The following is a 17740-nucleotide window of genomic DNA, read 5'->3' on the forward strand; positions in this document are numbered from 1 at the left end:
CCGGGAGGCTGCCACGCCCCAGTGCTCGCGGTGGGCGCGCGCGGGGCCTTCGCGGGCACCCGTGCGCAGCTCCCGCCGCATCCCGGGGCGCGCGCTCACCCGGGCGTTGAAGGGCCGACGCGCAACCGGGACGGCCGTGGGACACGGCCTCCCATCATCCACCCGAGGAGCATCGTGAGCACAGAGGACCCCCGCCGTCGCATCCCCCGCACGGACCGCGTGCTGGCGGACCCGCGGGTCCGTGCGGCGGCCGGAGGACTGGGCGACGCCGCGGTGCGAGCCGCCGTCCTCGCCGTCCAGCAGCGCGCGCGGGCCGGTGAGATCGCCCCGGAGGCCGTGGTGGACGCGGTGGTCACGAGCCTGAGCACCCGCGGCGCGAGCAGCCTGACCCCGGTGCTCAACGCCACCGGCGTGGTGGTGCACACCAACCTGGGCCGGGCCCCGCTCTCCGACGCCGCGCGGCAGGCCGTTCTCGACGCCTCCGGCTACGTGGACGTGGAGCTGGAGCTGGCCACCGGGCAGCGCTCGGCGCGCGGCGAGGGTGCCCGGGAGGCTCTGCTGGAGGCGTGCCCCGCTGCCGAGGACGCGCTGGTCGTGACCAACGGCGCCGCCGCGCTGGTGCTCGCCACCACGGCCCTGGCCGGCACCCGCGAGGTGGTCGTCAGCCGGGGGGAGTTCGTGGAGATCGGCGCGGGGTTCCGGCTCTCGGACCTCATGGAGTCCACGGGGGCGCGTCTGCGCGAGGTGGGCACCACCAACCGCACCCACCCGGACGACTACGCGGCCGCGCTGGGTCCGGAGACCGGGTGCATCCTCAAGGTCCACCCCAGCAACTTCCGGGTGGCGGGCTTCACCTCGGCCGTGCCGCTGCGGGAGCTGCGGTCCCTCGCGGACGAGCACGGCGTGCCGCTCGTGGTGGACGTGGGCAGCGGCCTGCTGACCCCGGACCCCGCGCTCCCGGACGAGCCGAGCCTCTCGGAGGCCCTGGAGGCCGGGGCGGACGCCGTGATCGCGAGCGGGGACAAGCTCCTCGGCGGCCCCCAGGCGGGCCTGCTGCTCGGGCGTGCGGAGACGGTCCGGCGCCTGGCGCGCTTCCCGCTGGCCCGGGCGGTGCGCGCGGACAAGCTCACGCTCGCGGCCCTCGAGGCGACCCTGCGCGGGGGCGCGACGCCGGTCGACGTCGCCCTGCACGCGGAACCCGGCCGCCTGCGGGAACGCGCGGAAGCCCTGGCCGCCGCGGTGGGCGCGGAGGTCGTGCCCCACGACGGTCGTGTGGGCGGCGGCGGCGCCCCGGGGGTGCCGCTGCACGGGTGGGCCGTGCGGCTGCCCGAGGCCACCGCCCGCTCCCTGCGCCTCGGGCGCCCGGCCGTGCTGCCCCGGGTGCACGACGGCGCGTGCCTCGTGGACCTGCGCTGCGTGCCGGAATCCCGTGACCGGGACCTGGCCGACGCCGTGACGGCGGCGCTGGAGGGGCTCCGCTGATGCACGTGGTGGCGACCGCCGGTCACGTGGACCACGGCAAGAGCACCCTGGTCCGGGCACTCACCGGCATCGAACCGGACCGCTGGGACGAGGAGAAGCAGCGCGGGCTGACCATCGACCTCGGCTTCGCGTGGACCGAGCTGCCCTCGGGCACGCACGTGGCGTTCGTGGACGTCCCCGGGCACGAACGCTTCCTCGGGAACATGCTCGCGGGGGTCGGGCCCGCACCGGTGGTGTGCTTCGTGGTCGCCGCGGACGAGGGTTGGCAGGAGCAGTCCGGCGACCACCGGGACGCCGTGGCCGCCCTCGGGATCAGCCACGGGCTGATCGTGGTGACCAAGGAGGACCGTGCCCCGGAGCGGGTCGACGCCGTGATCTCCCGCGCTCGCTCAGAACTCGCCGGCACGGGACTCGCGCAGGCCCCCGCCGTCGTCGTCTCCGCGCGGCAGGGCACGGGTCTGGACGAGCTGCGCGACGCGCTGGACGCCGTGCTGCACGACGTGCCGGAACCGGACGCGACGGCGCGCGTGCGGCTGTGGATCGACCGCGCCTTCACCATCTCGGGGGCGGGGACCGTGGTCACCGGCACGCTCACGGCGGGGACGCTGCGCACCGGCGACCGGATGACGCTGCGCGGGGTGGAGGGGCAGCAGACCGTCACCGTGCGCTCGCTGCAGAGCCAGAACCGCTCCGTGACGCAGATCGGGCCCACCGCCAGGGTGGCCGTGAACCTGCGCGGGGCCGACCGGGACACGATCCACCGTGGTGACGTGCTCCTGACCCCCGAGACCTGGCCCGCCACGGAGGTCCTGGAGGTGCGCCGCAACGGCGGGGCGCCGTTCATCGAGGTCCCCGAGGAGCTCGTGGTCCACGCGGGCACCGCGGGCGTGGGCGCGAGGATCCGGCCGCTGGACGCCGAGCACGCGCGGTTGCAGCTGGACCACGCCCTGACCCTGTTGCCGGGCGACGGGCTCGTGCTGCGCTACCCGGGGGCCCGCGTGGTCGTGGGCGGTGCCCGGGTGCTGGACGTGGACCCGCCCGCGCTGTCCCGCCGCGGTGACGGCACCCGCGAGGCCGCCCGGCTCGCCCGGATCCCCGACCTCGGGGACCCGGTGGCGGAGACCGTCAAGCACGGGGCGGTCCCGCTGCAGCGGCTGCGGCTGCTCGGGTTTGCCACGGATGGAACCCTGCCGGACGACGTGGTGTCCACCGGGCAGTGGTGGATTCACGCCCCGCGCCTGGAGGAGTGGGCCACCCGGCTGCGCGCTGCCGTGGAGGCCGCCCACGAGGGGGAGCCGCTGGCACCGGGGCTGTCCCGCGGGGCCGCACGCACGGTGCTCGGTGAGCCCGGGGCGCACGTCCTGGCCGCCGTGGTCGACCGCGCGGGGCTCGCGGACCGGGACGGGTACCTCGCGGTGCCCGGACGGCCGGGCGGACTCGGCGCCGCGGAGCAGGGCGTGGCCGCACTGGAGGCCCGGCTGCGTGCCCAGCCCTTCGCGGCCCCCGAGGCCCACGACCTCGATGCGCTGCGGCTCGGTCCGCGCGAACTCGCCGCGGCGCAGCGGCTCGGTCGGCTGCTGCGGCTGCCGGGCGACGTCGTGCTGCTGCCCACCGCGCCCGCGCTCGCGATGCGCGAGCTCGCCCGCCTCCCGCAGCCCTTCACCACGAGCCAGGCCCGGCAGGCGTGGGGGACCACCCGCAGGGTGGCGATCCCGCTGCTCGAGCACCTCGATGCCAGGGGATGGACCCGTCGGGAGGATGGCACCACCCGCAGCATCGTGCGCTGAGGGGACCCGGCAGGGGGTCCCCGGACTGCGCGCCGTGAGCGAAACCCCTCCCCGGTCGGCCCGCGGGCCACTAAGGTCTGGGACACGACACCGGCAGTGCCGAGAGCCGGGGCGGGAGACCCCGCCCCACCGAGGCCCCCGGCGCGCATCCCGATCCCGCGGGCCCGGAGCCGACCGGCCCGCACGAGCACGGAGGAGCACCCATGACCGACACCCCCGCCCAGGATCCCCAGAGGCAGAACGAGCAGCCCCCGCTCGAGAACGGCACCCCGGACGGCTCCGTGCCGCAGGGTGGAGCCGCCCAGAACGGTGCGCCGCAGGGCGAGACCATCGGCGCCACCGGTGACGCCCAGGACTCGTCGCTGGAGAAGGACCCCTCGGACTGGGTCAGCGGCGACGAGCCCATGACCGCGGCCCAGAAGTCCTACCTGGACACCCTCGCCAAGCAGGCCGGCGAGGAGCTGCCCGCGGACCTCACCAAGGCCCAGGCCTCGGAGCACATCGAGCGGCTCAAGGGCTCCTCGAACTGACCCCGCTGCCGGAACCACGCCCCGCGCGCGCCTGACGTCCAGGCCGCTGCGGGGCGTTTTCCATGCGGCGCACAGCTCCACCCGGTGTGCCGGGCCATCCTGGGTGTTTGCCGAGACAGGAAAGCCTCAACTTGCTTGTGGGCAACCGATTCCCGGCCGATGATGATCGCGTGTTCGCATCGATCGCGGGACTGCCCGCCCATCCGCTCCTCGTCCACCTGTCCGTCGTCGCCGCTCCCGTGGGTGCGGTCCTCCTTCTCCTCTGGGCCACCGTGCCGCGCTGGCGCGCCCGTCTCGGCACCGTCACGGTGGGGGTCAGCGCCGTGGCCTTCGCGGCCTCCCTGCTCGCCAAGAGCACGGGCGAGGCCCTGCTGCCCGCCATGGGTCTCAGCGAGCACGCCCCCGGTCAGGTGGGTCCGCACGCGCAGTACGCGGACCTGCTGGTGGTGGCCGTGGCTCTGTGCCTCGGCATCTCGGTTCTGCTCTACGCGGCGCAGCGCTGGCTCACTGCGGACCGCTTCGCCCGCCGGGAGACCGTGCTGCTGGCCCTGCGGGTGCTTGCGGTGCTCGCGGCGGCCTTCTCCCTGGTGATGGTGGCGCTCACGGGCCACGCCGGGGCGCAGCTGGTGTGGGGTGACTTCCCCGGCTGACCCGCGCGCGGTGGGTAGCCGGCCCGACGACGCCGCGGGGACAGCCCGCCTGGCGACCGCGCGGCGATGCCCCGTCCCGCGACAGCCCTACCCGGCGACAGCCCGGCCGGGCACCAACCCGGCCCGACAACAACCGGGCCCGACGACGCCGGGGCGCGCTGGCGGCGTCGTCGTCGGCTTTGCCGGGCTCCGCGCCCGCGCAGTAGATTGACCCCCGTGCCCCAGGACCCCAGACCCACACTGAAGACCACGCTCATCGGCTCGGGGGAGCACCGTGTGGTGTTCCTGCACGGACTGTTCGGGCGGGGCAAGAACTTCACCAACATCGCCAAGGGGCTGCAGCCCGAGTTCAGCTGCCTGCTCGTGGACCTGCCCAACCACGGTGAGTCCGCGTGGACCGAGAGCTTCGGCTACGCCGCCATGGCGGACACCGTGGCCGAGCAGCTGAGTGCGGACTTCGCCGCCGCGGGCCCCGTGGACGTGGTGGGGCACTCGATGGGCGGGAAGGTGGCGATGGTGCTGGCGCTGCGCCACCCCGATCTCGTGCGCCGGCTCGTGGTCGAGGACATCGCCCCCGTGGACTCGCAGGAGGCGGACACCACCTCCTCGCGCGGCAACTTCGAGCACCTGCTCGGTTCGCTCAAGCGCCTGGACCTCACCGGCATCACCCACCGTTCCCAGGCCGACGCCGCCCTGCGCGCCGACATCCCCGATGACACCGTCCGCGGGTTCCTCCTGCAGAACCTGCGGCACCGGGACGGCGGTTTCGGCTGGCAGCCCAACCTGGACCTGCTGCACGACGAGCTCGGGGTGATCGGGGCCTGGCCGGCCGACGACGTCGCCGGGCTCAGCTACCCGGGCCCCGTCCTGTGGGTGGCGGGGGAGAACTCGCCGTACATCCAGGAGGCGGACGCCCCGGCCATGCGGGCGCTGTTCCCCAAGACCGTGCGGATCACCGTGCGCGGCGCAAGCCACTGGGTGCACGCGGACCGGCCGGAGCAGTTCACCAAGGCACTGCGCACGTTCCTGCTCGCAGACCACCGGGCGTGAGCGGCCCGCCCGATAGCTCCGCCGGCGGGGACAGCGCCACCACCCAGGGCGTGGTCCTGGTGCTCGCGGCCGCCCTCGTGACCCAGACGGGGGCTGCGGTCGCCGTATCCCTCTTCGACGAGGTCGGAGCGCTGGGCGCCGTGTTCCTCCGGCTCGCGCTGGCCGCGGTGGTGCTGAGCGTCGTCGTGCGCCCGCGGTGGTCCGCCCTGACCCGTGCGGACCTGCCAGTGGTGCTGGGCTTCGGGACCGCCCTGGGCGCCATGAACATGCTGATCTACCAGGCCATCGCCAGATTGCCGCTGGGGGTGGCGGTGACCATCGAGCTGCTCGGCCCGCTCGTGCTCTCCGTGGTGCTCTCCCGCCGAGTGAGCGGTGCGCTGTGGGCCGCGCTCGCGTTCGCAGGGGTGCTGCTGCTCAGCGGGGTGGGCCCCGGAACCGGGGCCCCGGACCTCAGCGGTGTGCTGTTCGCGCTCGCCGCCGCGGGCATGTGGGTGCTGTACATCCTGATGTCCCGGCAGGCGGGCCGCTCGTTCGCGGGAGTCCAGGGACTTGCCATGGCCATGGTGGTCGGAGCGGTGCTCGCGGCCCCGTTCGGGATCGTCAGCGGTGGCGCGGCCCTGCTGCAGCCGTGGGTGCTGCTGGTGGGGCTCGCGGTGGCGGTGATGTCCTCCGCGCTGCCGTACGCGCTGGAGCTCGCGGCACTGCGACGGCTCGCCGCGGAGACCTTCTCCATCCTGGTCAGCACGGCCCCCGCGGTGGCGGCGCTGGTGGGCTGGCTGCTGCTCGGGCAGGCCCTGGGGCCCCTCGAGCTGTGCGGCATGGGGCTCGTGATCCTCGCCAGCGTGGCGGCGGTGCGCTCCGGACCCAGACCGGGCCGCCGCACCCCGGAGGACCTCCTGCCACCCGCACCCTGATCCCGGGTCACCTCACGGTCGGGGGGATCTGCGGGCCGTGCGTGCGGGCCGCTGTTCCGGGGCCCTCCGTCTCGTGGCCCGCTGTCTCGGGGTTTCCGTCGCGGCGGGCCATCCCGCGACGGAGCCTTGACGACGGGGTCTCGACGACGGAGCTGAGACGATGGGGCCCCGATGACGACGCCACGAGGCCACCGGGGCGCGGCGAGCGGGCCCGGGCCCGTGCGGCGTCGGAGCGCAGGCCTAGGATCGGTGCCCATGGGCTTCACACGCGCCGAGCTGGACTCCTACCGGGACCGCACCGTCCCGGATCTGCTGCCGGATCCTCTGCGGCTGCTGTTCGTGGGCATCAACCCGGGGCTGTGGACCGCGGCCACGGGAGCGCACTTCGCCCGTCCCGGCAACCGGTTCTACCCGGCGCTGCACCGTGCGGGCATCACGGACACGCGCATCGACGCCGCGGCCGGCTACGACCCCGCAGACCTCGCCCAGCTCACGGGCCGTGGGATCGGGATCAGCAACGTGTGCCCGCGCGCGACCGCACGGGCGGACGAACTCACCCGGGAGGAGCTGCGAGAGGGCGCCCGCCGGCTCGACCGCCTCGTCCGGGAGCACCACCCGGCCGTGGTGGCGGTGCTGGGGATCACGGCCTACCGGGAGGCGTTCGAGCGCCCCGGCGCTGCCACGGGCAGGCAGGACGCGCCCTGGCCGGGCACCGCGCTGTTCGTGGCGCCCAACCCCAGCGGACTCAACGCCCACTCCTCCCTGGACGACCTTGCGCACGCCTACGCCGAGATCGCCCGGGCCGCGGGTGTCCTCCCGGGCCGGTAGCACCCCGGCGGTAGCATCGGAAGTCCCCCCTCCCGCCCGGCACCACGCGCCGCGCGGGTGACCCCGAAAGGCGGCCGATGTCAGAGCACGCAGATCCCCCCACGTCCTCGCCGGGTGCCGTGAACCGGTTCCGGTCGGCATGGGCCTCTCACCGGTGGCTGCGACCCGTGGCGGGCATGGCCGCGTGCGCGGTGCTCTACACGGTGTGCGGGGTCACCGGTCAGCTCGCGTCGAGCGGGGCGGTGGTCCTGCTGGCCGGGGTGCTGCTGATTGCCTCCGTGGTGGGATTCATCTGGTTCGCCGTGCTGCTGGTCCGCAGCCTGTGGCGCTCGTGGCGCGTGCACGAGAACCGCGCGGGGCGCTACACCAGGAGCGAGCGCGCCGTCGTGGCCACCCAGGACGAGGCGCAGAGCTACTGGGCCGGTGCCAAGGAGCTGTCCCGCATGCTGGCCGCGGACCAGGTGCCGAACGCGGGCCAGGTGTGGGGAGTGGTGCTCCAGCCGGGCGAGCGGCTGATCATCGACGCCCCCGCGGACTACGCCCGGTACTACGGCACGGATGCGGTGTACCAGCACACGAGCGGGTTCTTCTTCGGCAGCACGTCCTACGTGGTGGCGGCCTACGGCGCCACCACCCTGGCCAACTCGTCCCGTCGCAAGGCTGCCGAGCAGGCGGCCCAGACCCAGTGGCGGGAGATCCAGCAGGCCCGGGTGATCGTCACCGACCGGCGCGCGCTGTGCCAGCGCGGGGACGGGCGGTGGCTCAGCTTCTGGTACGGCGGAGCCACCGCCCTCTACCCCGAGCCGGAGAACTGGAACGTGGTGTTCGACTTCCCGGACACCGAGCCCCTCATGCTCCACGGGCCCGCGGCTCCCTACGTGTGCGCGGCCGCGGTGCATGCCGTGTACGGGCCGGACGGCATCATGACGCACCCCGGACTGGAGCGGCTGCGGGTCTGAGACCCCCGCGGACGCCCCGGACCGCGTGCTGCACCTGCCGGCGCCGCGTGAACGGTCCGCACGGAGGTCAGTTGCACGACGACGCCCGGACCACGTGCGCGTCACCTCCGGGTGACGCCGACAACGATCCGCGATGATGTCAGCGGCTCGACGCCGCCCCGGTGAGGGGCAGCACCCGCAGCCCCGCTCGGGGGTCGCTGCGCGGTGTGCCGCCCCGGGCGAAGTCCGCCCACGCGCGGCGCAGCCGGGCGCCGTCGGAGAGGACCTGCTCCCACGTGTGCCCCTCCACCAGCGGGGTGCGCTCCCACACGTCGTGGCCCGGGAACAGCAGGGGCAACTCCGAGATGTGCGCACCTGCCACCGGGTTGCGGCCCACACCCCACGAGAACTCGTACCGGTACCCGGTGCCCCCGGCCTGCGCGTGGCGCTGCGCGAAGCGCTCCGCGCCCCGGCCGTAGAGGCGCCGGGTGAAGGGCGTGATGAGCAGCCGCTCCACGCGTCTGGCCCTGCGGGGGTGCTGCATCCGGGAGAGCAGTGGTGGGATGCGGGCGGTGAACAGGGCCGCTTCCCGCGTGGTGTGGCCCACGAGGACCTCCACGTGCGGCGCCGCCTCCCGCCACGCCGTGTCGAGCTCGGCCTCCGCGGGCAGGGGGTCGTGGCCGTACTGCAGCCCGAAGGGCATCTGCCCCTTGAGCCCGTGCCGCACGGCCGCCTGGGCCACCCGCTGCTGCACGGCGCGCACCTGCTCCAGCGGCGCGTCCCGGGCCAGCGGTGCGGCGGTGGCGGCCATGAGGGCGCTCATCCTCGCCCGGCCCCTGAGCAGTCCGAAGGGCGCGCTCTGGATGATCGCCCTCCGGAACAGGCCCCGGGCCTGCGGCACGACCATGAGGTGCGCCACGGCGTCCCCGCCCGCGGACTGCCCGAAAGCCGTCACGCTACCGGGGTCCCCGCCGAACGCCGCGATGTTCTCCCGCACCCAGCGCAGCGCGGCCACGATGTCCAGCAGCCCCAGGTTGGCGGGGATGTCCTCCCCGTTGCCGAGGAAGCCGAGCAGCCCCAGCCGGTAGGTCACGCTGACCACCACCACGTGCTGCTCGGCCACGAGCGCGGCGGGGTCGTAGAACGGGGCGTCCCCTCCACCGGCCGCGTAGGAACCCCCGTGGATCCACACCATCACGGGCAGCGAGGCATCCGCGGGGGTGCCCGCCGGTACCGTCACAGACAGCCTCAGGCAGTCCTCGTCCTGGGGCAGGTCCCCGATGTTGCTGCCCACGATCTCGTCCAGGAACGGCATGGGTGGCTGCGGGCACGCGGGCGCGGGCTCCGTGGCGTGGACGGGGGACGACGCCGCGGCTGCCGGCTGCGGACGCTCGTACCGTCCCGCGCGGGCGTACCGGATGCCGGTGGCCCGGTCCACGGGGCCGTCGTGGCGTCCGATCACGGTGCCGCACGGAGCACTCCAGCGGGGCGCTCCGGCGCCAGCGGGGGTCTCAGTCACCGGGGCCCTCCAGACGCAGGCTCATCCCGACGGTGCGCGGTGCCCTGTCCTCGAAGCCGTGACGCGCGTACAGGGGCTGGCCGGGACCGTCGGCCATGAGGCTCACGTAGGCGCCCGGGGGAGCGGAGGCGCGGATGGTGTCCAGCAGGTGCTCGAGGACGGCGCTTCCCAGGCCCTGACGCTGGTGCTCGGGCAGCACGGCCATGTCGATCACGTGGAAGTACCACCCGCCGTCCCCGATCACACGGCCCATGCCCACCGTGGCCCCGCTCTGGACGTGGCGCACGTGCACGGCGGCCCACGCACCCGCAATGCCGGCCTCGGCCTGCTCGCGGGTCTTGGGGTGCATGCCGGTGTCCCGGCGCAGTGCGAGGTAGTCGACCACGGAGGGCGGACCCTCCAGCAGGGTGTATCCGGGACGAACGTCGGTCATGGGACCATCCTGGCCCACCCGTCCGACATGCGCAGCGGCGGTGCCCGTGCGGCCGGGCCCTATGCTGGTCCCCGGACAGCGGCGGACACGGTCAGAGGAGGCGGCACCCGGTGGAGCTCGAGGCGGAGGCCGTGTTCGACGTCGTGGACCTGCTGGGCGTGCTCACCAACGGCATCCTGGGCGGGGTGGTGGCCCGGCAGCTGCGCATGGACCTCGTGGGGTTCGTGGTGCTCGCGATCGTCTCGGGACTGGGCGGCGGCATGCTGCGCGACACCCTCCTGCAGCAGGGGTTCCCCGTGGCGCTGACCAATCCCGCGTACCTCACCACGGCGCTCGCGGGCGCACTGGTCGCCTACCTCATGGTCTTCGGCAGCAAGTGGACCTTCCGGGCGCTGTTCGTCGCGGACTGCCTCTCCGTGGGCTGCTGGGCCGCCACCGGCACCGTCAAGGCGCTCGGCGCGGGGCTCGCGTGGCCGCCCGCGATCCTGCTGGGCGTGGTCACGGCGGTGGGCGGCGGCATGATCCGCGACATCGCCGTGGGCCGGCTGCCCGCGATCTTCGGGGGCAACACCCTTTATGCCACAAGTGCGCTGCTCGCGAGCGGTCTCATGGCCCTGCTCTCCGTGCTCGGGCACCCCACGTGGGGCATGGCCGGGGCCATCGTGCTCAGCGCCGTGCTCAGCGTGTCCGCGCGGCGCTTCGGCTGGCGCCTGCCCGGCCCCGCCAACCTCAGCCCCGGGGCGCTGAAACGGCTGCGGCGCCACCCCACGCCGGGCAAGCACACGCGCCGCGGCTGAGCCTCGGCCCGGGGCCCTGCCGTGGCCGGCGCGCGGTGCCACGGGCCCCTCCCTCGAGTGCGGGCACCCCGCTCACACGGCCCACCGCACAAAGGACGCGCGGCGGAAGGGGGCGCTGCGCGCTCGGGTGCTGGGGGAGGATGCTCACGGTCGCAGACTACCCGGGCCTGTGGGCTGGATGGGGGGACAACACCTCTGCGCTCTCCAGATGACGCACACGGGTCTCGGCGGCCCAGCCCGGAACTGGCCCGCCGGGGCGTGCGCCTCTCCGTCCGCAGGGCCCCCGCTACGCTGGTTCCATGTCCGTCCCCAAGATCGTGCTGTTCTACGTGTTCACCCCGCTCGCGGACCCGGAGGCCGTGAAGCTGTGGCAGCTGAACCTCGCGCAGCGCTCCGGGGTGAAGGGCCGGATCATCGTCTCGGAGCAGGGCATCAACGCCACCGTGGGCGGGGACATCCATGACGTGAAGGCCTACGTCCGCGGCCTCAAGGAGTACGCCCCGTTCCAGCACGCGGACATCAAGTGGTCCGACGGGGCGGGGGACGACTTCCCACGGCTGAGCGTGAAGGTCCGCCCGGAGCTCGTGACGTTCGACGCCCCGGACCTCATCCGCGTCACCGAGCACGGCGTGGAGGGCGGAGGCACACACCTGACACCCCACGAGGTGCACGAGCTCGTGGAGCGGCGCGGTGAGGACGTGGTGTTCTTCGACGGCCGCAACCAGCTGGAGGCGGAGATCGGGAGATTCCGCGGCGCCGTCGTGCCCCGCACCGAGACCACGCGGGACTTCCTGCGGGAGCTGGACTCCGGCGCCTACGACCATCTCAAGGACAAGGCCCTGGTGACCTACTGCACCGGCGGGATCCGCTGCGAGGTGCTGAGCGGGCTGCTGCGCAACCGCGGGTTCCGGGACGTGTACCAGCTGGACGGCGGGATCGTGCGCTACGGGGAGGCCTACGGGGACCGCGGCCTGTGGGACGGGTCCCTCTACGTCTTCGACGAGCGCCGGCACATGGAGTTCTCGCTCTCGGCCCGGTCCCTGGGGCGGTGCGTGCAGTGCGGGGAGGCCACGCCCCGGTACGTGAACTGCGCCAACCAGCAGTGCCGCCGGCTGTTCCTGTGCTGCGAGACCTGCACGGGCGCGGGAGCCCGGACCCGGTGCGCGGACTGCGTCCCGGTGGCCGCCTGACGGACCAGCCACTCGCACGACCCCGTGGCGGCCGCCGTCACCCACCCCGAGACCAGGAGACCACCGTGGAGAACCCTCAACCCACCGTCACCGACGCCGCAGTGACCGCCCTGCACACCGGGGAGGTGCGGGCTCACCGGTGGGACGGCCGGGAGCTGGAGACCGCCGCCGAGAAGTCACCGCGTACCGGGAGGCTCTTCCTGAGCGGCACCGGGTTCATCGGGGACGAACAGGGCGACCTCCAGCACCACGGCGGTCCGGACAAGGCGGTGTGCTGCTACGCGGCCGAGAACTACGACGCGTGGTGCGCGGAGGGGCGGGACCTCGGCCCCGGGGCGTTCTCGGAGAACCTCACCCTGCGCGGTGCCACGGAGGACCGCGTGTTCCTGGGCGACACGTTCCAGGTGGGCACCGCACTGGTCCAGGTCACCCAGCCGCGGACCCCCTGCAACACCATCTCGCGCCGCTGGTCGGACTGGGACCTGCCGCGGGAGATGGAGCGGACGGCCCGTACCGGCTTCTACCTGCGGGTCCTGCGGGAGGGCCACGTGGGCGCCGGGGACGCCTTTGAATTCATGAGCCGGCCCTCGGGTGCGGTGTCCGTGGGCGACGTCGTGCGCATCATGGCCGCCGGGACCGTGGACCGGGAGGCATACCGTGGCCTGGCGTCCGCGCCCGAGTTCCCGGAGCAGTGGCGCCGCAAGGTCCTGCGCCGACTCGGGGAGAACGGTCTGCTGTGAGCGCACGACGCCGCCGCCGTCCGGGCCCGCACCCGGCGCACCTGCCGCTCGCGCGTGCGGGGTCGACCCGTCCCGTCCCGGCCCGATCCGGACTCGCCCTGCGCCGTGCGCCCGGAAACGACCCCGGGCCCCGATCACCCCTGCAGGACGCGGTTCCCGCCGGGTGCGCCAACGGTCCCGGGCAGTATCGCGCCCCGTTCTCGATCCAGCCCCGACACGCACCCCGTCCGAGACACCGAGCAGCGAGAAGGAACCCGCGATGACCCAGGACGCCGCCCACCCGTTGCCGCACCCCCTCACCGGGCAGCCGTTCCCCTCGCCGGTGCCGCCCGGCACAGGGTGGCCCGAGGACCCCGCCGCCACAGACACCCCCGTGGCGCACGACGCCGCCGCGGTGCGCGATCTCGCCGCGACCGCCGAGGACGTGGACCAGCTCAACGCGATGGCCAGCGTGTGCCGTGCGTGCGAACGGCTCGTGCAGTGGCGTGAGGACGTGGCGGAGACCAAGCGCGCATCCTTCGCGGGCGAGCCGTACTGGGGCAGACCCGTGCCGTCCTACGGGGACCCCCGGGCGCGCGTGGCGGTCATCGGGCTGGCCCCCGCGGCGAACGGCGGGAACCGCACGGGGCGCATGTTCACGGGGGACCGGGCGGGGGACTGGATCTACGCGGCCCTGCACCGCGCGGGGTTCGCCGAGCACGAGACCGTGAGCACCGCCGGCGACGGCCAGGCACTGCACGGGGTCCGCATGGTCGCCCCCGTGCGCTGCGCCCCGCCCGCCAACAAACCGACGCCCGACGAGAAGGCCGCGTGCGGTGGCTGGTTCGACCGTGAGATCGCCCTGCTCACCGAGCTGCGGGGCATCCTGGCGCTCGGCGGCATCGCGTGGCAGACCGTGCTCGCCGCGGCCGTGCGGATGGGCTGGGAAGTGCCCCGGCCGCGCCCGAAGTTCGGGCACGGCGTCGTCGTGCCCCTGCGCACCCCCGACGGCCGGGACGTGCGGCTGGTGGGCTGCTACCACGTGAGCCAGCGCAACACCTTCACGGGTCTGCTCACCGAGCAGATGCTCGACGGCGCCCTGGCCCTGGCCGCCTCGGCGGGCACCTGATCGGGGCGCCGAGTGCCCGACGGCCCGGTGTTGCAGCAGTCCGGCGGGCTCGCCCGTCCAGGCACGTGGCGGGGCCGGTCGCCCGGGTGCGCACGGTCTGCGATCCGGTCGAGCGGGGCGAGTGGTGCCGCGCCACGGTCTCGCGGGCGCGAAGGGGGCGTGGGCGCGCGAGGAGAACACGCGGACCATGGAGTCAGGGCATCTGGGGCGCGGCGGGGGCGAGGCGTGGGTGTCCGAGGCGGCTGTCATGGAGGCGCCCGGGGCCCGGTGACGCGGTAGCCCGGTGGGCTCGGCCGCGCTGCCACGTGATGGCGGGCATGGGCGGCCCTGTGGCGTTCGGCGCCTCGCCGGTAGGCTGGACGACCATGAACGTGTGTCCCTGCGGTGGTGTCCCTGCCGGTGCGTCCTATGAGCAGTGCTGCGGGCCGGCGCTCGCGAACGATGCGTGGCCCGAAACGGCCGAGGCGCTGATGCGCTCGCGGTACACGGCGTTCGCCCTGGGTGCGGAGGACCACCTGTTCCGCACGTGGCACCCCGGCACCCGCCCGGCGGACACGACGGTGGACCCGGACACCCGCTGGGCCGGTCTGCAGGTGGACAGCGTGGCCGCGGGGGGACCGGAGGACGAGCACGGCATCGTGGAGTTCACCGCACACCACGTCACGGCCGGCCGGCCCGGCAGCATGCACGAGATCTCCGAGTTCGCGCGGCGCGCGGGCCGCTGGATGTACGTGGGGCCGGCCGCCTGCTGAGCGCCCGTCCCGGCAGGTGCGGCGCGGCACCGGAACGCGCCGCGAGGTGCCGGACGGGACCGAGGCCTGCGGGCGGCGTCATCCCCGCAGGCGGCACGCCCGGATCCGGCCCGCCCGCGCGGCCGCCCCCGCCGCGAGGTGCCGCAGTAGGGTTGGCCCATGAACATCGAGATCCGCAAGGGCGACATCACCAGGGTCGAGACGGACGCGGTCGTCAACGCGGCCAACTCCACGCTGCTCGGCGGCGGGGGAGTGGACGGGGCGATCCACCGGGCCGCGGGCAAGCAGCTGCTGGCCGAGTGCCGGAAGCTGCGGGAGACCACGCTGCAGGACGGCCTCCCCGCGGGTCAGGCCGTGGCCACGGGCGGCTACGAGCTCCCCGCGCGCTGGGTCATCCACACGGTGGGCCCGGTCTACGCCAAGACCAAGGACAAGAGCGACATCCTCGCGTCCTGCTACCGGGAGTCGCTGCGCGTGGCGGACGAGATCGGTGCGAGGTCGGTGGCGTTCCCGGCCATCTCCGCGGGGATCTACGGATGGCCCATGGACAGCGCCACAAAGATCGCGGTGGACACGGTGCTGGCCACGGACACGACGGTGGAGACCGTGGTGTTCGTGCCGTTCTCGGCGGACGCGGAAACCGCCTTCCGAGCAGCCCTCGAGGCCGCGCGGGCCTGACCCGCCGCGCGGAACCGATCCACCAGCCACCACTGACCCGGCGCGGCGCAACTGACCCGCCGCGGCACCCTCACGCCCGCACCACCCAGGGTTACGTGCAGATTTTGCCGAAACTCGACCCCGTTTCGGCAAAATCTGCACTTTTTCCTGGGGCCGCTGGCGGCAAAAAAGGCTGAGCGGTGCCGGTACCGTGCACTCCTCCGTTTCAGAGCCCATTCCCGCCGGTGACCGAGACGAAGGAGGTGTCGCTCCGTGTTCCGCAATGCACCGAGCGTCAGGACATCTCGCGCGCGAAGCTCACGTGACAAGGGCGCGGACATCCGCTCAGGAGATGCCAGCTCTGCCGGGCAGGGAGCGGTATTCTCAACCGACGAATTCCGTGGGAAGACCCCGCAATGACCGCGCGAGTCGCAGGTCATCCGCGCCCGGTCGTTGCCTGAAGCTCCCTCGGGTCCTTGAGAGTTCCACGAAGCCGAGGGACAAGTACAGCCGGATGGCGGGGACATTGGTGGACAGCACCTTCAGCCAGACCTGGTGGCCGTCGTGCTGAGCGGCTCGATCCAACGCCGCGCGCACGAGCTGGCGAGCCACTCCCTGTCTGTGCGCTGCCGGAGCCGCCGCCAGTCCGGCGATATACCAGTCGCCGAACGGCCCTAACTCTGGGCGTATCGTGATGTAGCCCACGATGATCTCGGACTGCCAGGCGACCAGCACGTCCTGCACCGTGGTTCCCGTGGGCGCTCCGAAGAACGGCCGGTCGGCACTCCAGTGCTCACCGGGATCGGTGCGCGGAGACCATCCGGCGTGGTCGATACGGGCCAGAATCCTGTCGTCCGCTAGACACGCAGGCCGGATGAATATCTCATCGGGCTCCGGCTCCGGCTCCAGCTCCGGCTGCTCGGCGCGCTCCATGCTGTGGTCACTCACCTGGCACCTCTCCGGTGGCTTGCTCGGTCCACGACATCATGCAGGACAGATGGTGGCGTGGGCGGTCATGAACGGGTTGGCCAGCTCTCGTGTGGAGTAAATGCAGATGGGCGAGCCCAAATCAGCATTAGCGGAGTAATTGCGTTAGGAGGACGACGGAGGGAAGCAGTAGGGGACTGCTGCAAGGCCCCCGCGCCCGCACCACATGGGCTTAAGTTCAGCTTTTGCCCAAATTCGACCCAGTGTCGGCAAAACCTGCACTTTTTCCTGGGAGGAGGCGGCGTCCACGAGCGGTGCGGCCCCGGCGGCGCGGCCTGATCAGATCAGGCCCAGCTCCTGCACCGCGGCGCGCTCCGACTCCAGCTCCGCCACGGAGGCGTCGATGCGCGCCCGGGAGAACTCGGAGATGTCCAGGCCCTGCACGATGGACCAGTCCCCTCCGGACGTGGTCACCGGGAAGGAGCTGACCAAGCCCTCCGGCACACCGTAGGAGCCGTCCGAGACCACGGACATCGAGGTCCAGTCGCCGCGGTGGTTGCCCAGCATGAGGTCCCGGGCGTGGTCGATGGTCGCGTTCGCTGCAGACGCCGCCGACGACGCCCCGCGGGCCTCCAGGATCGCGGCACCCCGCTTGGCCACCGTGGGGATGAACGTGTCCTGCACCCACTCGCGGGAGACCAGGTCCAGGGCCGGGCGACCGGCCACCCGGGCGTGGTCCAGGTCCGGGTACTGGGTGGCGGAGTGGTTGCCCCACACGGAGAGGTGCTTCACATCGTCCACGGACGCTCCGGTCTGCGCGGCGAGCATGGCCACCGCCCGGTTGTGGTCCAGGCGGGTCAGCGCGCTGAAGCGGGAGGCGGGGATGTCCGGGGCGTTGCGCTGGGCGATCAGTGCGTTGGTGTTGGCGGGGTTGCCCGTGACCACCACGCGGACGTCGTGGTCCGCCACGTCGTTCAGCGCCCTGCCCTGCTCGGTGAAGATCGCCCCGTTGGCCTCCAGCAGATCGCCGCGCTCCATGCCCTTGGTGCGCGGGCGGGCACCGACGAGCAGGGCCAGCTGGGCGCCGTCGAACACCTCGCGGGGGTCCGAGCCGATCTCCACGTCAGCGAGCAGCGGGAACGCGCAGTCCTGCAGCTCCATGACGGTGCCCTCCAGGGCGGGCAGCGCCGAGGGGATCTCCAGCAGCCGCAGCCGGACGGGGCGCTGGCGGCCCAGCATGTCCCCGTGGGCGATCCGGAAAAGCAGGCTGTAGCCGATCTGGCCGGCGGCTCCGGTGACGGCCACGGTGACGGGTGTGAGGCTCACGGTGATTCCTCCTGGGGTGCGTAACGCGTGTGTGGTGCGTCACAACGGGCACGGTGTGACCGACAGTATCAGCGCACCGGTTCAGCGCACGGCATAAGCACCTGTGCGCGCG

Annotated in this window: 18 protein-coding genes; 14 read left to right on the forward strand and 4 right to left on the reverse strand. The window is 73.6% G+C overall.

The genetic code is table 11. From position 1 onward, the window contains the following. Nucleotides 1–174 precede the first annotated feature (174 nt). The 8 genes from selA (at nt 175) to KRH_RS11730 (ending at nt 8200) form a co-directional block, all read left to right on the forward strand. Complete coding sequence (selA, locus tag KRH_RS03780; RefSeq protein ID WP_012397851.1) at nt 175–1482, forward strand: L-seryl-tRNA(Sec) selenium transferase; 1308 nt, start codon at nt 175–177, stop codon at nt 1480–1482. Beyond that, nucleotides 1482–3269 (forward strand): selenocysteine-specific translation elongation factor, encoded by a 1788-nt coding sequence (selB, locus tag KRH_RS03785; RefSeq protein WP_012397852.1) that lies wholly within the window; start codon nt 1482–1484, stop codon nt 3267–3269. The genes selA and selB overlap by 1 nt, the downstream gene beginning before the upstream one ends. 203 nt (nt 3270–3472) lie before the next feature. Then, nucleotides 3473–3799 (forward strand): DUF3072 domain-containing protein, encoded by a 327-nt coding sequence (locus tag KRH_RS12865; RefSeq protein WP_012397853.1) that lies wholly within the window; start codon nt 3473–3475, stop codon nt 3797–3799. Between the two features lie 170 nt (nt 3800–3969). Beyond that, on the forward strand, nt 3970–4449 hold the full coding sequence (locus tag KRH_RS03795) for a DUF2231 domain-containing protein (RefSeq protein WP_012397854.1): 480 nt from the start codon (nt 3970–3972) through the stop codon (nt 4447–4449). Between the two features lie 66 nt (nt 4450–4515). Further along, complete coding sequence (locus KRH_RS03800; protein WP_012397855.1) at nt 4516–5499, forward strand: alpha/beta fold hydrolase; 984 nt, start codon at nt 4516–4518, stop codon at nt 5497–5499. Next, nucleotides 5496–6413: an EamA family transporter gene (locus KRH_RS03805; RefSeq protein WP_012397856.1), complete on the forward strand. Its 918-nt coding sequence runs from the start codon at nt 5496–5498 to the stop codon at nt 6411–6413. The genes KRH_RS03800 and KRH_RS03805 overlap by 4 nt, the downstream gene beginning before the upstream one ends. 255 nt (nt 6414–6668) lie before the next feature. Beyond that, nucleotides 6669–7241 carry a mismatch-specific DNA-glycosylase gene (locus KRH_RS03810; protein ID WP_012397857.1) on the forward strand — a complete coding sequence of 191 codons (573 nt, stop codon included), beginning with the start codon at nt 6669–6671 and terminating at the stop codon, nt 7239–7241. A 77-nt stretch (nt 7242–7318) separates the two neighbouring features. Next, the gene (locus KRH_RS11730) at nt 7319–8200 is read left to right on the forward strand and encodes a hypothetical protein (protein ID WP_012397858.1); all 882 of its coding nucleotides are present in this window, start codon (nt 7319–7321) and stop codon (nt 8198–8200) included. 139 nt (nt 8201–8339) lie between these two features. On the opposite strand, the gene KRH_RS03820 is transcribed toward KRH_RS11730, so the two are convergent. Beyond that, nucleotides 8340–9698 (reverse strand): carboxylesterase family protein, encoded by a 1359-nt coding sequence (locus KRH_RS03820; RefSeq protein WP_012397859.1) that lies wholly within the window; start codon nt 9696–9698, stop codon nt 8340–8342. Next, nucleotides 9691–10131 (reverse strand): GNAT family N-acetyltransferase, encoded by a 441-nt coding sequence (locus KRH_RS03825; protein ID WP_012397860.1) that lies wholly within the window; start codon nt 10129–10131, stop codon nt 9691–9693. The genes KRH_RS03820 and KRH_RS03825 overlap by 8 nt, the downstream gene beginning before the upstream one ends. Nucleotides 10132–10241: 110 nt before the next feature. On the opposite strand from KRH_RS03825, the gene KRH_RS03830 reads away from it, so the two are divergent. The 6 genes from KRH_RS03830 (at nt 10242) to KRH_RS03855 (ending at nt 15396) form a co-directional block, all read left to right on the forward strand. After that, nucleotides 10242–10928 carry a trimeric intracellular cation channel family protein gene (locus KRH_RS03830; protein ID WP_012397861.1) on the forward strand — a complete coding sequence of 229 codons (687 nt, stop codon included), beginning with the start codon at nt 10242–10244 and terminating at the stop codon, nt 10926–10928. 299 nt (nt 10929–11227) lie between these two features. Then, entirely contained in the window at nt 11228–12118 is an 891-nt protein-coding gene (locus KRH_RS03835; RefSeq protein WP_012397862.1) for a rhodanese-related sulfurtransferase, read from the forward strand. Between the two features lie 65 nt (nt 12119–12183). Further along, nucleotides 12184–12858, forward strand: coding sequence for an MOSC domain-containing protein (locus KRH_RS03840; RefSeq protein WP_012397863.1), 675 nt, complete (start codon nt 12184–12186; stop codon nt 12856–12858). 259 nt (nt 12859–13117) lie between these two features. Beyond that, nucleotides 13118–13966, forward strand: a complete 849-nt coding sequence (locus tag KRH_RS03845; protein ID WP_012397864.1) for a uracil-DNA glycosylase — start codon at nt 13118–13120, stop codon at nt 13964–13966. A 365-nt stretch (nt 13967–14331) separates the two neighbouring features. Further along, nucleotides 14332–14718 carry a YchJ family protein gene (locus KRH_RS03850; RefSeq protein WP_012397866.1) on the forward strand — a complete coding sequence of 129 codons (387 nt, stop codon included), beginning with the start codon at nt 14332–14334 and terminating at the stop codon, nt 14716–14718. A gap of 159 nt (nt 14719–14877) precedes the next feature. Beyond that, nucleotides 14878–15396, forward strand: a complete 519-nt coding sequence (locus KRH_RS03855; protein ID WP_012397867.1) for an O-acetyl-ADP-ribose deacetylase — start codon at nt 14878–14880, stop codon at nt 15394–15396. Between the two features lie 363 nt (nt 15397–15759). Here the strand turns inward: KRH_RS03855 and KRH_RS03860 are convergent, their stop codons facing one another. Both KRH_RS03860 and KRH_RS03865 read right to left on the reverse strand, forming a co-directional pair. Further along, nucleotides 15760–16323, reverse strand: a complete 564-nt coding sequence (locus KRH_RS03860; protein WP_012397868.1) for a GNAT family N-acetyltransferase — start codon at nt 16321–16323, stop codon at nt 15760–15762. Between the two features lie 318 nt (nt 16324–16641). Further along, on the reverse strand, nt 16642–17628 hold the full coding sequence (locus KRH_RS03865; protein WP_012397869.1) for a malate dehydrogenase: 987 nt from the start codon (nt 17626–17628) through the stop codon (nt 16642–16644). Nucleotides 17629–17740 lie beyond the last annotated feature (112 nt).

Source organism: Kocuria rhizophila DC2201, from assembly GCF_000010285.1.
Classification (GTDB): Bacteria; Actinomycetota; Actinomycetes; order Actinomycetales; family Micrococcaceae; genus Kocuria; species Kocuria rhizophila_A.

Bases quoted from the DNA above. Each gene is read 5' to 3' on its own strand.
- selB (WP_012397852.1), top strand. From the start codon at position 1,482: ATGCACGTGGTGGCGACCGCCGGTCACGTGGACCACGGCAAGAGCACC.
- KRH_RS03835 (WP_012397862.1), top strand. From the start codon at position 11,228: ATGTCCGTCCCCAAGATCGTGCTGTTCTACGTGTTCACCCCGCTCGCG.
- KRH_RS03825 (WP_012397860.1), bottom strand. From the start codon at position 10,131: ATGACCGACGTTCGTCCCGGATACACCCTGCTGGAGGGTCCGCCCTCC.
- KRH_RS12865 (WP_012397853.1), top strand. From the start codon at position 3,473: ATGACCGACACCCCCGCCCAGGATCCCCAGAGGCAGAACGAGCAGCCC.
- KRH_RS03855 (WP_012397867.1), top strand. From the start codon at position 14,878: ATGAACATCGAGATCCGCAAGGGCGACATCACCAGGGTCGAGACGGAC.
- KRH_RS03845 (WP_012397864.1), top strand. From the start codon at position 13,118: ATGACCCAGGACGCCGCCCACCCGTTGCCGCACCCCCTCACCGGGCAG.
- KRH_RS03800 (WP_012397855.1), top strand. From the start codon at position 4,516: ATGCCCCGTCCCGCGACAGCCCTACCCGGCGACAGCCCGGCCGGGCAC.
- KRH_RS03810 (WP_012397857.1), top strand. From the start codon at position 6,669: ATGGGCTTCACACGCGCCGAGCTGGACTCCTACCGGGACCGCACCGTC.
- KRH_RS11730 (WP_012397858.1), top strand. From the start codon at position 7,319: ATGTCAGAGCACGCAGATCCCCCCACGTCCTCGCCGGGTGCCGTGAAC.
- KRH_RS03850 (WP_012397866.1), top strand. From the start codon at position 14,332: ATGAACGTGTGTCCCTGCGGTGGTGTCCCTGCCGGTGCGTCCTATGAG.